Consider the following 14,064-nt stretch of genomic DNA (forward strand, 5'->3'; position numbering starts at 1 on the left):
AAAATGTCACTCACGCAGCTCTTGACCTCCGCTCCGTTTACCGGACCGAAGAACCCCGACGCGGTGCTTGCAGATATCCCGAAGAGCCTCAAGAAGCTTGGCCGCCTGGCGCGCCGTTACGTGCCGCTGGTCAAGCCTGAGGCTACTGAAGAGATTGCAATTGCCCACGACTATCTGACTCAGCGCGGCGGCGCGGAGCGTGTTGTTCTGGCGATGCACCGTGCGTTCCCGGACGCACCGATTTACACTACTCTGTACGACCCGGAGGGTACCTTCCCCGAGTTCAAGGACGCGAAGATTATCACAAGTCCTTTGAACAAGATTGGTTATCTGCGTCGTAACCACCGCATGGCTCTACCGATTCTGCCGTTTGCTTCTTCTTTCTTGAAGGTGCCGGCTGAGCGTGCTGTGGTGTCGACGACCGGTTGGGCGCACGGCTTCAACTTCGCCGGCCGTAAGTTCATTTACTGCCATTCGCCGGCGCGTTGGCTGTACCTGAGCGATCAGTACCTGGGCGAGAAGAGCACCGGCCCCGTACCGCTGCTGCTGAAGACCCTGCGTCCTGGTCTGATGCTCTGGGACCACTGGGCGGCTCACCGCTCGGCGGTGTACGTGGCGAACGCGAGCATGATTAAGAAGCGCATCGAGAACGTGTACGGCAAGAAAGATGTTCCGATTTTCTTCCCGCCGCACTCGGTAGACACCACCGCACCGGTTGAGCCTATCCCAGGTCTGGAAGAGTTCACCGAATCGGATGATTATTTCCTGGTCGTTTCTCGCCTGTTGCCCTACAAGAATGTTGATAAGGCTATTGAAGCCTGCAACAAGTTAGGTAAGAAATTGCTGGTGATTGGTCGCGGTCCGGAGAAGGAACGCCTGGAAGCGCTTGCGGGCCCGACCGTTCGTATCGTTTCGGGCGTTTCGGACGCGCAGCTACGTTACGCGTACCGTCATTGCCTGGCACTGCTGGCTATCTCTTATGAGGACTTCGGCATTACTCCGCTGGAAGCGGGTGCTAGCGGCAAGGCCGTGATTGCCTACCGTGCGGGCGGTTTCCTGGATACCATTCAGGAAGGCAAGACCGGTATGTTCATCAACCAGCCGACCGTGGAGCAGCTGGTGGAAGCTCTCAAAGCTTTCAACCCGGATGACTGGGATGCCGACTACATCCGTGAGCACGTTGACGGTTTCTCGGAGGCTCGTTTCATCACCCGTCTGAAGAGGTACGTGCAGGCTCTGCCCGAAGACTAAAAGACCTAGACAGCTCATAGAAGAAGGCGGGGCGGTAGAACTATATATAATCTACCGCCCCGCCTTCTTATGCATTCTGAGAGCCTTAGCGGGCTTCTAGGAGCCCCTTGGAGAGCAACTCGGGAATAAAACCCTCGATCTGCGGTCCCATAATCTCTACCGGCTGTTCATACATTTCGCAGAGCGCATCGATAGCATCCTGCAGAGACATCGGATCTTCAAAAATACTCCAAATAATGGAGGCTGAATCCTGAAGAACAGACAGCTCACCGTTGGCAAGATTCGCGAGATAAGTTGCCGTGGGGGAGTACTTAGTGAACTCTTCAGAATGAACGTACGCGATGTTCTCGGGGATACCGTATACGGTCTGACGGGAATCTACTGGATTGCTCATTTATTCACCTTGATTCCGAAACGCTCAAAGAACTTTGCACGTATCTCTGCCTTAGTGGGAGTGCGTCCCAGCTGCATCGCCAGATGGTCCTTATTCACGAGGAAAATATTCTTGAGGGTGCGTAGCTTATCGTGCAGGGTGGTCGCCGACTGCAGGCGCCCAATCCACTGAATATAGTGGGGCACATCCTGGGAGACCGACAGCCACAGCAGGTAGTCGCGGTTGTCACGGTACTGCTCTAGACCGCCCATAGCCGCGCTATATGCGAGGGATGAGTCAAGCTCCTCCGCGCGGGCTCGTAGGCGCTGCCAATCGCTATAGGAGAGCAGAGAAACCAGATAGTTAATATCCGCGCTGTAGCGTGATGCCGCACGGGCGCGGTGAAGCACCACGAGAAGACGCGCGTCCAGATCACTGGGGACAGTGCAGGGACGGTGAGCAATCATGCGGGTCTTACGTGCAGCCCAGACGCGGTCAAACGCCTTCTCATAATCGCCGTGGCGTCCAAGACCGGGGAAGAAACGATGAATATCGGTCAGGCCCCATGAAGCGTGGTAGAGCGTCATTGCGTGCTCGAACACTGAGCCTGTCTCGAAGTGCGCTTGAATACGCCATCCATCTGCCAGAAGAATCTCTACAAAACGGTCCACATGAGAGGGACGGACCAGCAGGTCAGCGTCGGAGCTGTACCTACCCTTGCGGTAAATTTCCTGGGAGAAAGCGTAGCCTTTGACATGCAGAATATCGATGGAGTGCATGTCAGCCATTCGCTGGAAGTAGGCGTGCGCAAGCCGAATCCGTGCCGCCAGAGGAGTAGTCTGCGGCTCCGGGGTATTGGGTGAGTGAGTGGTCACAATAGCCTTTCGGTGCACATGTATACCAGATAAGTATAAGGCGGGACGGGCAGAAAAACTGCCCATCCCGCCCCTAAGTCGCTCCCTATAGTTTAGGGCGCTTATTACGTTATTACTTCTTAGCCGAGGACTTCTTCGACGACTTCTTGTCGCCTTCCTTGCCGTAACCGTAGTAGGTTGCATAACCAACGTAGGCGCTTGCGTAACCGAAGCCGTAGTAGGAGTTACCCAGGCCCTTACGGGGCGCACGGTTCAGAACCATACCGAGGAGGTTAGCGTTGACCTTCTTCAGGATGTTGGAAGCTTCAGTCATCTGCTCACGGTGGCTTCGGCCGATAGAACCAACGAGAATCACGCCATCCACGGAGTGGGAGAGCAGCGAAGCGTCGGTCACGGGCAGTAGCGGCGGAACGTCAACGACCACGATGAACTCTTCGGAGAGCTCGTTAATCAGCTGGCGCATCTTATCCGAGCCCAGAAGTTCGGAGGGGTTCGGGGGGATACGGCCTGCAGGCAGGACGAAGAGGTTCGATTCACCGAGCTGGTGTACAGCGTTAGCAATCTCAACCTGGCCAGCCAGAACCTGGGTCAGACCGACCTTAGCGTCCAGCTTCAGCTTCTTAGCCACGGTCGGGCGGCGGAGGTCGGCGTCAATGAGGATGACGGGCGAACCCGCATCAGCCATTGCGCGAGCCAGCGACAGCGACACGGTCGACTTACCTTCACCTGGCACTGCGGAGGTGACGATGAACGAACGCGGGGGAGTGTCAACATTCACGAAGCGTAGGTTGGTGCGCAACTGACGAATGGATTCCTGAGCGATATGGTCGTCGGTGTCACCGTTAACGATATTCTCTTCGTTCAGGTCGTCACTGATGGGCAGAACACCGAGGATGCTTGCGCCGGTTGCCTTGGTAGCGTCGTCACGGGTACGGATGCGCTGATCCAGTGCACGGCGCAGGAAGATTGCCGCGTAGACCAGAACCAAACCGGTGCCAGCACCGATGAGCACGTTCTGCTTGTAGTTCGGAGCTACCAGCGGCGGGTTCACGCTCGCGTTATTCAGCGGAATCACGCGAACGGTGTTGCCACCAGTTGGAGAAACAACAGCATTGTCGCCGTTTACCAGAGCCTGAGCGTTACCGGGGTTCTGCTCAATTTCCTTGATGTAGTCGGCAGTAGCCTGCAGAGCACTGTTAGCGAGCAACTGTGCGTTCTTCGGGGAAGAAGCCTTAGCGTTCACGGTAATCAGTGCAGCATTTTCACCTGCAGTTGCGGTGAGGCTACCGCGAATTTGACCGGTGGTCATCGACAATTCGGGGTTGTTCTGCTTAATCTTCTGTGCCACAGCCTCGGAAGAGACGATAGCAGCGTAGGAGCGAGCGCGCTCCTTAGCGGCTGTAGAGCCCGAGAGAACATCCACTGTACCGGACTCACCCACGGTCACGTAGCCCGAGGATGATGCAGCGTAGACCTTCGGCTGAAGAGAGGCATAGCCGAAGCCCGCTGCGGCACCGACAACGATGCCAATAATCAGCAGCCAGAGGTTAGCCCTCGTGGTGCGGAAAAATTCCAAGATGGTCATGGTAGTGAGAATACTCCAGAAAGTTTGAGTTAGTGTACCTGCAACGTGGAGTGTTGTTGCAGGCGGTGAAGGGATGCGAAGATCCCCTGGTGTTTATTAGCGGAGCAATCCGAGCAGGTAGCTACCGTAACCACTCTTGACGAGGGGGGTAGCAATGTCGCGCAACTGCTCATCGGAAAGCCAACCGTGGCGCCATGCAATTTCCTCCGGGCAACCAACTGACAGGCCCTGACGGCTCTGAACAGTGCGGATGAAGTTAGTGGCGTCAGCGAGTGAATCAAAGGTCCCGGTGTCGAGCCACGCGGTACCACGAGGCAGAACCTCAACCTTCAGTTTACCCTGTTCCAGGTAGACGCGGTTGAGGTCAGTGATTTCCAACTCACCGCGCGGGGAAGGCTTGATCTGACGTGCATACTCTACAACCTTCGAGTCGTAGAAGTACAGGCCCGGAATAGCGTAGTCGCTCTTGGGGTTTTCAGGCTTCTCCTCAATGGACAGTGCATTGAAGTCCTCATCGAACTCCACCACACCGTAGGCGCGAGGATCAGCAACCTGGTAAGCAAAGACGGTCGCGCCGTCCTTCTGCTCGTAGGTGGCAAGCTGAGTGCCCAGGCCGGGGCCGTAGAAGATGTTGTCACCGAGCACGAGTGCTACAGGGTCGTTGCCAATAAAGTCGGCACCGAGAATGAATGCCTGTGCCAGGCCATCCGGAGAAGGCTGCACCTTGTATTCGAGATTAATACCGAAACGGGAACCGTCACCGAGCAGTCGCTGGAACTGCTCCTGATCGGTAGGGGTGGTAATAATCAAAATATCGCGGATACCCGCCAGCATGAGAGTGGACAGCGGGTAGTAAATCATCGGCTTGTCATAGACCGGAGTGAGCTGCTTGCTAATACCCTGAGTGATAGGGTGCAAACGGCTTCCGGTGCCGCCGGCAAGAATAATTCCCTTCATAACTTCTTATTGTGTCATGTTTATCTCTTCGTTGAGGCATAAAAATTGCTATTTAGGCAGGTAAAATATACCGTATGGCTCACATTCTTGTTACCGGCGGTGCTGGTTTTATTGGTTCGAACTTTGTTCACCACCTCATCGATAACACTGATCATACTATTACTGTGCTGGATAAGATGACCTACGCCGCAAACGCTGCGTCTTTGGAGGGTCTTCCTGAATCCCGCTTCAAGCTCATCGTAGGCGACATCGCCGACCGCGAGCTGGCTGACGAACTGGTCGGCAAGGCAGACGCTGTTGTCCACTACGCTGCGGAATCGCACAACGACAACTCCCTGTCCAACCCTGAACCGTTCATTCACACTAACCTCATCGGTACTTTCAGCCTCCTGGAAGCAGTCCGTAAGCACGGCACTCGCTACCACCACATCTCCACCGACGAGGTCTTCGGCGACCTCGAGCTGGACAATCCGGCAAAGTTTACCGAAACCACCCCCTACAACCCCTCTTCCCCTTACTCCTCCACTAAGGCAGGCTCCGACCTGCTCGTGCGCGCATGGGTCCGCTCCTTCGGTATTGAAGCAACCATCTCTAACTGCTCCAACAACTACGGCCCCTACCAGCACATCGAGAAGTTCATCCCCCGCCAGATTACTAACATCCTCTCGGGTCTGACCCCGAAGCTGTACGGCGAGGGCCTGAACGTTCGTGACTGGATTCACGCATCCGACCACTCTTCTGCTGTGCTGCGCATCCTGGAGCAGGGCAAGATTGGTGAAACCTACCTCATCGGTGCAGACGGCGAAGAGAACAACATCATCGTTCTGCGCACCATCCTGCGCCTGATGGGCAAGGACGAGAACGACTTCGAGCACGTGGTTGACCGCCCCGGTCACGACCTACGCTACGCAATCGACGGTAGCCGCCTGCGTGCAGAGCTCGGCTGGGAGCCGAAGTTTACCGACTTTGAGTCCGGTCTTGCCGACACCATTAAGTGGTACACCGAGAACCGCGGCTGGTGGGAGCCCCTGAAGGCTGAGGTTGAGGCGAAGTACGCAAAGGCTGGCCAGTAATGACCAAGGAATTGAAGGTTACTGAAACCGAGATTCCCGGCCTGCTCATCATTGACCTGCCGGTTCACGGTGATAACCGCGGCTGGTTCAAGGAAAACTGGCAGCGCGAGAAGATGGTCGCAGCCGGTCTGCCCGACTTCAATCCCGTCCAGAACAACATCTCGTTCAACGCTTCGGTAGGTACCACCCGCGGTATCCACGCCGAGCCGTGGGATAAGTACGTTTCTGTCGCGACCGGCCGTATCTTCGGCGCGTGGGTTGACCTGCGTGCCGGCGAATCCTTCGGCAAGGTCGTCACCGTGGAGCTGGGCCCGGACACCGCAATCTTCGTGCCCCGCGGCGTGGGTAACTCCTTCCAGACCCTGGAAGAGAACACCGCCTACACCTACCTGGTGAACGACCACTGGTCGGCGGACGCAGTATCCGGCTACAGCTTCCTGAACCTTGCCGATGAGACCGTCGCAATCGACTGGCCCATCGACCTGGCGAAGGCAGAGCTCTCCGAGAAGGACCGTAACCATCCGCGTCTGAACGAGATCAAGCCCCTGGAAGCCGACCCGATCCTGATCATTGGCGCGGGCGGTCAGCTCGGCACCGAGCTGGTTCGCCAGCTCACCGAGCAGAACGTACCCTTCCTGGCTGTGGATCGCGACCGCCTCGACCTGGGCAAGCCCGAGCAGTGGCGCGACGCATTCCGCTGGCGCTCCTTCCGCGCGGTCATCAACGCTGCAGCATACACCGCAGTGGATCAGGCAGAAACCCCCGAGGGTCGCCGCGACGCCTGGGCAACTAACGCCCTGGGCGTGAGCGCTCTTGCCTCCATCTGTGAAGAAGCTAACCTGCCGCTGGTTCACGTATCCACCGACTACGTCTTTGACGGATCCCTGCCCCTGGGCGAGGAATACCCGGAGGATTACCCCCTGGCACCGCTGAGCGTCTACGGCGCGTCCAAGGCTGCCGGTGAGGTTGCCGCTACCGCATGGCGTAAGCACTACACCCTGCGCACCAGCTGGGTTGTTGGCGCTGGCAAGAACTTCGTTGGCACCATGGCATCCCTGGCTGAGCGAGGTATCGACCCCTCCGTGGTCGCCGACCAGTGGGGCCGCCCGACCTTCACCCAGGACCTGGCAGCAGCAGCCCTGCACCTGCTCTTTTCCGGCGCTGAATACGGCACTTACAACGTGTCGAACACCGGTGAAGTCATCAACTGGGCACAGTTCGCTCGTGCAGTGTACGAGGGCACCGGCCACGACCCGGCACGAGTGAGCGACACCACCAGCGAGGAATACTTCGCCAACGCTGAGCTCTTCGCTCACCGTCCGACGAACTCGGCAATGGACCTGTCCAAGCTGATTGCTGCAGGCTTCACCCCGCGCGATCACCGCGAGGCGCTCGCCGCCTACCTTGCAGAAATGGGCTCCTAATCCTCTAGGATTTGGCCCTATATCTGCTGACAACAGCATAAAAGGCGTGAAAAGCGCCATATCACAGGTTCCCGGCCCTTGAAGAAGAGCCGGGAACCTGTACAATATTGTCTTGGCCAAGGCGGTGGAATACACGAAACGTGTAGGTCCGTAACTGACGGTGGCTGGTTGGAAAGAGATTTCTGGCGCCAGTCCCTATTCCACTTGGCGCATAACTTCTAACCAAGAAAGGGTGGACAACTCATGTCAGATACCATCAAAATTTCAGCTACCGTACGTAGCGACTTCGGCAAGGGCTACGCGCGCCGCATCCGCATGGCAGGCGACATCCCCGCCGTCATCTACGGCCACGGCGAAGAGCCCAAGCACGTAGTACTCCCCGGCCACGCAACCACCCTGGCTGCCCGCGTCCCCAACGCTATCCTCGACCTCGACATCGAAGGTGAATCACACCTCGCAATGATCAAGGACATCCAGCGTCACGCAATCCGCCCTGAACTGCAGCACATCGACCTGCTGACCGTTAAGCGCGGCGAGCGCGTTGAGATTGAGGTTCCTGTACACGTTGAAGGCGAGCCTGCTGTTGGCGCCGTTGCTAACCAGGAAGAAACCGTTCTTCTGGTTGAAGCTGACGCACTGAAGGCACCCGAAGCTTTGACCGTGAGCATCGAAGGCCGCGAAGCTGGCGCTCACGTTCTGGCATCAGACGTTGAACTGCCCTCAGGCGTAACCCTGGTTGCAGACGCTGAACTGCTGATCGTTAACGTTTCTGAGCCCGAGGAACTCGACGTTCCCGAGCCCGGTGAAGAAGGCGAAAACGCACCCGAGGGTGACATCGTTGAAGCTTCCGAGGAATCAGATCAGGCTGGCGAAGCTCACGACTCAGATAACTCAAAGCACTAGACCGCGCCCTGCGCCTAGCGCAACAATGATTTGTGGATGGCCCGCCGCTACCTCTCTTCTGAGGTGGTAGCGGGCCATACTCATAGAATGGTGTAGTCCATGAATTTTCTAAAAACCTTTTACAGCGCCGTGGAAAGGGCGAAGATATGTCTGATGCGTGGCTCATTGTTGGTCTAGGAAACCCCGGCCCCAACTACGCTAAAACCCGCCACAATATTGGTCAGATGGTTCTGGACGAGCTCGCCAAGGAAGTTGGCGGCAGCTTCAAGAAGCACTCCAAGGCCTCCGCGGTTGTGGTGGAGGGGCGCCTTGGCTTTGGCGGGCCCAAGGTCATCCTCATGAAGTCCCTCGGCTACATGAACACCTCCGGCGGCCCGGTCAGTGCCGTTGCCAAGTTCTACGGCATCGACCCCGACCACATCATCGTTGTGCACGATGAACTCGATATCCCCTTCGACACCATTAAGCTCAAGATTGGTGGGGGAGAGGGCGGCCATAACGGTCTGCGCGATATCACCAAGGTGCTGGGCACCAAGGACTACTACCGTGTACGCACCGGCATCGGTCGTCCTCCCGGACGCATGGACACCGCAGACTTCGTGCTCAAGCCCTTCAGCAGCACCGAAGCGAAGGACCTGCCCTTCCTCATCTCAAACGCAGCGGATGCAACCATGATGCTCGTGAAGGAAGGCCTGCTGGCAACCCAGCAGCGCTACCACGGAGCAGGCTCCTAGCCCTATGACCTGTGCCGGGTAAATGCGGAACTGGGGTGACGCATGATGCGGGCCGATGCGTGAACTAGGCTCTACCTAACTATGCAAGAGCCCGGTGAGGGAATAAGCTAGAAAAGAATGACGTTATACGCTCCACGACAGGAAAATACCCGACCCGTGGAGCGTATGAGCGAGAGAAGAAGGTACCCGTGGCTGAATACTCCACCCCCGCCAACACCCCGCTGAGCGACGAGATCGTACGCCAGCTTCGCCAGGACTTCCCGATCCTCAACACTGAGGTCAACGGGCACCCCTTGGTCTACCTGGATTCGGGGGCGACCAGCCAGAAACCCCTTCAGGTTCTCGACGCAGAACGCGACTTCTACCTGCACGCTAACTCCGCCGTACACCGCGGCGCCCACACCCTCGCGGTCGAAGCAACCGACCTGTTTGAGGATGCGCGCATCACCGTCGCGAACTTCGTCGGTGCCACTGACGAAGAAATCGTGTGGACCTCCAACGCAACCGAGGCACTGAACCTGGTTGCCTACTCCATCGGCAACTCCTCCCAGGGCATCGGCGGTCCCGCCGCAGAGCGTTTCGCGCTGAAGCCCGGCGATGAAATCGTCACCACGGAGATTGAGCACCACGCGAACCTAATTCCCTGGCAGATTCTTGCCCAGCGTACCGGCGCAATTCTGCGCCACATCCCCTCCACCGAGGACGGTCAGCTCGACTACGCGGCAGCCGAGAGCATCATCAACGAGAAGACCCGCATCGTGGCGTTCACCCACGTCTCGAACGTGACCGGTGCGATTACCGATGTGCCCCGCATGGTCGCCATGGCGCGCAAGCACGGCGCGCTCGTCGTACTGGACGCCTGCCAGTCCGTACCGCACATGCCCGTAGACTTCCACGCCATGGATGTCGACTTTGCTGCATTCTCCGGCCACAAGATGCTGGCCCCCACCGGTATCGGCGCCCTCTACGGCCGTGCTGAACTGCTCGAGGCTCTGCCGCCCTTCCTGACCGGTGGCTCCATGATTACCCGCGTGGGTCTGCAGGACGCCGAGTACATGCCCGCCCCCATCAAGTTTGAGGCAGGTACCCAGCGCGTCTCGCAGGCAGTCGCTTTCGCCGCTGCTGTGCGCTACCTGCAGCACCTGGGGACGGAGAACGTCGAGGCGTGGGAACACGAACTGAGCGCCCGCCTGGTTGAGGGAGTTCAGAAGATTGACGGTGTGCGCCTGCTCGGTCCCACCGACCCCACCAAACGTGCCGGCCTGGTATCCCTCGCCATCGAGGGCGTGCACCCGCACGATGTAGGTCAGCTGCTCGACACCCAGGGCATCGCCGTGCGCGTGGGTCACCACTGTGCCCAGCCGCTGCACCGCTACGCCGGCGTGACCGCGTCGACCCGTGCCTCCACCTACATCTACAACACCACCGAAGATGTGGACGCTTTCCTGAAGGCACTCGCCGAGGTACGCCCCTACTTCGGCTTTTAAAGCAGACGCGTTAGAAGCTAACGCCCCAATTTTTCAGCATACCAACTGACGGAAGAAGATCACCGTGTCTCTTGAATCCCTGTACCAGGAAATTATTCTGGAGCATTCTAAGCAGCGCAGCGGCGAGCACCTCGTAGAGGTACCCGCCGGCCATGCAAGTGCCGATAACCACCAGTACAACCCCACCTGCGGCGACGAAATCAACCTGCGCGTGGTGCTCTCTGACGAGCTGAAAGACGGCGAGAAGACCATCGAGTCAATCTCCTGGGAAGGCGACGGTTGCTCCATCTCCATGGCTGCCGCCTCCGTGCTCTCTGAAATGGCTCCCGGGATGACCACCTCCGAGCTGCAGAGCCACGTGGATGTGTTCCGCGAGATGCTGCGCTCGCGCGGTAAGGTGACCCTGGACGAAGAGGAGTACGGCGATATGGCGGCTTTCTCAGGCGTTTCGAAGTTCATGGCGCGCGTGAAGTGCGCGATGCTTTCGTGGGTTGCGGTTGAGGAAGCTACTAAGGAAGCATCCGCAAAGAGCTAATTCTTTGCCGAGAGGGTAGGCCGGGTTGTTCGGTAAGTAGCCAATACTTGAACGCCAATCGAAAATATCTAATGGAACCATCGACAATATATTGCATGGATGTGTAATGTTTTTCGATGAATTTTTAGCCGTGAGCATCGAATGAGACTCGAGTCGAGGATCTACACCCTACTCTTTTTTGATATAAGATTTCATTGATATAAATCAATATGATGAAAATATGAGGCGGATACTACACTGTATCCGCCTCATATTTATATCTTTCCCTTTTTCCTTCAAAAAGGTGACTGGTAAAATAAAAGGACGAAGGGCGCCCAACCAGCACCCTCGAGAAACTCTTTTCGGACCCGCATATTCTCATGTGATAGCGAGAAGAAAAACAGCTTAGAGAGAATATTTTCTCAGTGCTGAACATTCTTCGCTAATTCTCGTGCTTTCACTACAGATATCGGTTATATTTCTCACCCCTTCCGGTACTTCAACCACACCGGAATAACCATCGCCGCTACCAACCACAAGGAAGCCCCATGATTATTGGCTACGCCGCAGGCGCTTACGACCTTTTCCACTACGGCCACCTCGAGATTCTCCGCAAGGCTAAGGAAAACTGCGACTACCTCATTGCAGGTGTCGTGCACGATGACGTTCTGGAAGTGACCAAGGGCCGCCGCCCCGTCATCCCCATCGAAGAGCGTGCCGCCATCGTCAGCCACATCGACTACGTGGACGAAGTGCACGTCGAAACCACCCCCGACAAGCTCGAAACCTGGAAGCAGAAGCCCTTCAACGTCTTCTTCAAGGGCGACGACTGGAAGGGCACCGAAAAGGGCAACGCCCTGGAGGCACGCTTTGCAGAGGTCGGCGTGGAAGTACACTACTTCCCCTACACCGAGCACACCTCCAGCACCAAGCTGCGCAAGGTCGTTGACCTGCTCGAAGCAGAACACGACCTGCGCGTAGAGATGCGCCGCTTCGCTGAACTGCTCGGTGAGCGCGAATACTCCGAGGCGATCGTCGCTTCCTAACGCTCCTACACCCTCGTAGGTGCGTTAGAGCTCATAAGACTCATAAAGACACAAAGAAGATCCCCGCCGTAAGTACTTACGGCGGGGATCTTCTACATATTGGCGGTATATCAGCTACACCTCAAAGGTGAGCGTCTCATAAGCTTTAGCGCTGTGCCAGCCACTTCTCAGCGGAGGAGCCCAGAACCTTCAGCACACGGCCAACCTGCGGCTCAGCAGCGGCTGCAATCTTCTTGCCCACCAGCGGGATGGAGCAGGAGACTTCACCGTTGACGTCCAGGCGGGTCTGCTCACCCTCGGGGGTCAGCTTCTGAGTAGCCTGAGCGGACACGGGCACGCCGTTGACCTTGACCTCAGTGGAAACGGTGCGGGATCCGTCAGCAGCCGGTGCGCTTACGGTGTCCACCTGGGTCATAGCAACGCCGTTGCCGACGAACTTACGAGCGATGTCCGGCACGCGCTCAGCGGGCACGGTACGCTCAGTGGTTGCGGTGAACTCAGCGGAGGTGTCACCGGAAACGGAGAAGCTACCGAACTCCACGCCAACCTCGGAGCATACGAAGCGTGCGAAATCCTCGTTAGAGAACGCCTCGATAACCTGCTCAACGCTTGCGTTGATAACGGTCGATTCCTGAACTGCCATAATTGTTCCTTTCGTAGTGCGCGAAAACCCCGCGCATTATCCCTTCTAAGGATACGGTGCGCGGGGTTTCGCAACCAATGTAAAGACGCGAATCCACCTGAGAATATGCCGTGAACAAGGGAAAATGTCCGCAGCCTCTCACAGGGGGGTGGAGGATTCGCATGCCGGTCTAAAAATGCGGGAAACACCTCCGAGTGGCTCCCACAACGCATCACTAAGGATGCTGGGTTTAGAAAGCTAAAGCTTTTAGACGCTGGTTAGGTGCTAGGAGCCATCGCGTCGATGCGAGCCATCTCAGCCTTACCCGCACGGTGTGCGCGAGCAGCCTGCTTCAGGCGACCCCAGAAGGAATCCTTGCGGTGGGTCTTGCCAGCGAGCAGATTCTGCAGTTCCTCGCCCAGCTGCGCTGCAGAAATCTCCGGGGTGGAGATGTAGGGCTCAGCGGTGCGGAACAGAGAGGGGTTCGCCAGAGCAAAATCCAGCTTGTCGAAGAGGTCTTCGCGGCTTTCAACAACAACAGCGTGACCGCGCTTCTCCATCAGAGCGGTGAAGGGGACCTGGTGGTTGTCAACGACCTCGTCGAACTCTGCGCGGCGCGGAACAGCCAGGGGCAGAGCGCCGGTACGGCGTGCATCCTGGATGGATCCGGGACCGCCCTGAACCAGTACTACGCGTGCGGTTGCATAGTAGTCCAGTAGTTCGGAGGCGGGAAGAAGCTTAAGGTTGTCTGCGTGCTTAATGGGCGCAGTGTGGCCATGCTGCACGAGGCAGGTGACCTCGGGGTGAGCCTCAAGATAAGCCTCAACCCAACGCAGGAGACGATCAAAAGTGTGAACGTCGGTGCCGAGGGATACCACCAAATCGTAAGTCTTAGTAGGAATACGAACGGGCGCGACGGCAGGGGTAAATACGGGCAGGTCGAACTTGGAAGTATCAACGCTGACGCGGGGGAAGTTCTGAATAGACATAGCCTATTCCTCTCTATGTATTTATCGGTAGTAACCCCGTATACCTGACGCAAAAATCCGGAGGGTATCATTGGTATACGCGGCGGCGTCGTGCCGGAGAAAATGGTGAGTAATCTCCGCATACGCTTCTCTGGCGAGTGGTTAGTTCGCTTGGATGGTGAGTCCACAGTGGAGCGCACGACTTATGGTATCTGTATGTATTAATAAATACTATACCCTGAAAATAATGCC

Annotated in this window: 14 protein-coding genes; 8 read left to right on the forward strand and 6 right to left on the reverse strand. The window is 57.2% G+C overall.

The window, feature by feature from the left end:
• Positions 1–3 precede the first annotated feature (3 nt).
• Positions 4–1,251 (forward strand): glycosyltransferase, encoded by a 1,248-nt coding sequence (locus tag HMPREF2927_RS05700; RefSeq protein ID WP_070686315.1) that lies wholly within the window; start codon positions 4–6, stop codon positions 1,249–1,251.
• An 85-nt stretch (positions 1,252–1,336) separates the two neighbouring features.
• On the opposite strand, the gene HMPREF2927_RS05705 is transcribed toward HMPREF2927_RS05700, so the two are convergent.
• The 4 genes from HMPREF2927_RS05705 to rfbA form a co-directional block, all read right to left on the reverse strand.
• Positions 1,337–1,645 carry a PqqD family protein gene (locus HMPREF2927_RS05705; protein ID WP_070686317.1) on the reverse strand — a complete coding sequence of 103 codons (309 nt, stop codon included), beginning with the start codon at positions 1,643–1,645 and terminating at the stop codon, positions 1,337–1,339.
• Complete coding sequence (locus tag HMPREF2927_RS05710; protein ID WP_070686320.1) at positions 1,642–2,499, reverse strand: nucleotidyltransferase family protein; 858 nt, start codon at positions 2,497–2,499, stop codon at positions 1,642–1,644. Before HMPREF2927_RS05710 ends, HMPREF2927_RS05705 begins: the two co-directional genes overlap by 4 nt.
• 112 nt (positions 2,500–2,611) lie before the next feature.
• On the reverse strand, positions 2,612–4,084 hold the full coding sequence (locus HMPREF2927_RS05715) for a tyrosine-protein kinase domain-containing protein (RefSeq protein WP_070686322.1): 1,473 nt from the start codon (positions 4,082–4,084) through the stop codon (positions 2,612–2,614).
• A gap of 96 nt (positions 4,085–4,180) precedes the next feature.
• Positions 4,181–5,041 carry a glucose-1-phosphate thymidylyltransferase RfbA gene (gene rfbA / locus HMPREF2927_RS05720; RefSeq protein ID WP_070686324.1) on the reverse strand — a complete coding sequence of 287 codons (861 nt, stop codon included), beginning with the start codon at positions 5,039–5,041 and terminating at the stop codon, positions 4,181–4,183.
• A gap of 74 nt (positions 5,042–5,115) precedes the next feature.
• Between rfbA and rfbB the strand changes: the two genes are divergently transcribed.
• The 7 genes from rfbB (at position 5,116) to HMPREF2927_RS05755 (ending at position 12,222) form a co-directional block, all read left to right on the forward strand.
• On the forward strand, positions 5,116–6,114 hold the full coding sequence (rfbB, locus tag HMPREF2927_RS05725) for a dTDP-glucose 4,6-dehydratase (protein ID WP_070686326.1): 999 nt from the start codon (positions 5,116–5,118) through the stop codon (positions 6,112–6,114).
• Positions 6,114–7,538, forward strand: coding sequence for a dTDP-4-dehydrorhamnose reductase (gene rfbD / locus HMPREF2927_RS05730; protein WP_070686328.1), 1,425 nt, complete (start codon positions 6,114–6,116; stop codon positions 7,536–7,538). The genes rfbB and rfbD overlap by 1 nt, the downstream gene beginning before the upstream one ends.
• A 243-nt stretch (positions 7,539–7,781) precedes the next feature.
• Positions 7,782–8,441 carry a 50S ribosomal protein L25/general stress protein Ctc gene (locus tag HMPREF2927_RS05735; RefSeq protein WP_012904012.1) on the forward strand — a complete coding sequence of 220 codons (660 nt, stop codon included), beginning with the start codon at positions 7,782–7,784 and terminating at the stop codon, positions 8,439–8,441.
• Positions 8,442–8,587: 146 nt separating this feature from the next.
• Positions 8,588–9,175 carry an aminoacyl-tRNA hydrolase gene (gene pth, locus HMPREF2927_RS05740; protein WP_070686330.1) on the forward strand — a complete coding sequence of 196 codons (588 nt, stop codon included), beginning with the start codon at positions 8,588–8,590 and terminating at the stop codon, positions 9,173–9,175.
• Between the two features lie 188 nt (positions 9,176–9,363).
• Positions 9,364–10,662, forward strand: a complete 1,299-nt coding sequence (locus HMPREF2927_RS05745; protein WP_070686332.1) for an aminotransferase class V-fold PLP-dependent enzyme — start codon at positions 9,364–9,366, stop codon at positions 10,660–10,662.
• Between the two features lie 64 nt (positions 10,663–10,726).
• Positions 10,727–11,197, forward strand: coding sequence for a Fe-S cluster assembly sulfur transfer protein SufU (sufU, locus tag HMPREF2927_RS05750; protein WP_070686334.1), 471 nt, complete (start codon positions 10,727–10,729; stop codon positions 11,195–11,197).
• A gap of 527 nt (positions 11,198–11,724) precedes the next feature.
• On the forward strand, positions 11,725–12,222 hold the full coding sequence (locus HMPREF2927_RS05755) for an FAD synthase family protein (protein WP_070686337.1): 498 nt from the start codon (positions 11,725–11,727) through the stop codon (positions 12,220–12,222).
• Between the two features lie 145 nt (positions 12,223–12,367).
• Here HMPREF2927_RS05755 and HMPREF2927_RS05760 read toward each other — a convergent pair whose 3' ends face one another.
• Together HMPREF2927_RS05760 and HMPREF2927_RS05765 are read right to left on the reverse strand one after the other, a co-directional pair.
• Positions 12,368–12,865, reverse strand: coding sequence for a DUF2505 domain-containing protein (locus HMPREF2927_RS05760; protein ID WP_070686339.1), 498 nt, complete (start codon positions 12,863–12,865; stop codon positions 12,368–12,370).
• A gap of 257 nt (positions 12,866–13,122) precedes the next feature.
• On the reverse strand, positions 13,123–13,833 hold the full coding sequence (locus tag HMPREF2927_RS05765; RefSeq protein ID WP_070686342.1) for a glycosyltransferase: 711 nt from the start codon (positions 13,831–13,833) through the stop codon (positions 13,123–13,125).
• Between the last annotated feature and the right edge of the window lie 231 nt (positions 13,834–14,064).

The organism is Rothia sp. HMSC061E04 (assembly GCF_001813685.1).
Taxonomy (GTDB): domain Bacteria; phylum Actinomycetota; class Actinomycetes; order Actinomycetales; family Micrococcaceae; genus Rothia; species Rothia mucilaginosa.

Excerpts from the sequence above, each read along its gene's own strand:
- HMPREF2927_RS05755 (WP_070686337.1), top strand. The coding sequence starts at position 11,725 with ATGATTATTGGCTACGCCGCAGGCGCTTACGACCTTTTCCACTACGGC.
- rfbD (WP_070686328.1), top strand. The coding sequence starts at position 6,114 with ATGACCAAGGAATTGAAGGTTACTGAAACCGAGATTCCCGGCCTGCTC.
- rfbB (WP_070686326.1), top strand. The coding sequence starts at position 5,116 with ATGGCTCACATTCTTGTTACCGGCGGTGCTGGTTTTATTGGTTCGAAC.
- HMPREF2927_RS05700 (WP_070686315.1), top strand. The coding sequence starts at position 4 with ATGTCACTCACGCAGCTCTTGACCTCCGCTCCGTTTACCGGACCGAAG.
- HMPREF2927_RS05715 (WP_070686322.1), bottom strand. The coding sequence starts at position 4,084 with ATGACCATCTTGGAATTTTTCCGCACCACGAGGGCTAACCTCTGGCTG.
- HMPREF2927_RS05735 (WP_012904012.1), top strand. The coding sequence starts at position 7,782 with ATGTCAGATACCATCAAAATTTCAGCTACCGTACGTAGCGACTTCGGC.
- pth (WP_070686330.1), top strand. The coding sequence starts at position 8,588 with ATGTCTGATGCGTGGCTCATTGTTGGTCTAGGAAACCCCGGCCCCAAC.
- rfbA (WP_070686324.1), bottom strand. The coding sequence starts at position 5,041 with ATGAAGGGAATTATTCTTGCCGGCGGCACCGGAAGCCGTTTGCACCCT.
- HMPREF2927_RS05765 (WP_070686342.1), bottom strand. The coding sequence starts at position 13,833 with ATGTCTATTCAGAACTTCCCCCGCGTCAGCGTTGATACTTCCAAGTTC.
- HMPREF2927_RS05705 (WP_070686317.1), bottom strand. The coding sequence starts at position 1,645 with ATGAGCAATCCAGTAGATTCCCGTCAGACCGTATACGGTATCCCCGAG.
- HMPREF2927_RS05760 (WP_070686339.1), bottom strand. The coding sequence starts at position 12,865 with ATGGCAGTTCAGGAATCGACCGTTATCAACGCAAGCGTTGAGCAGGTT.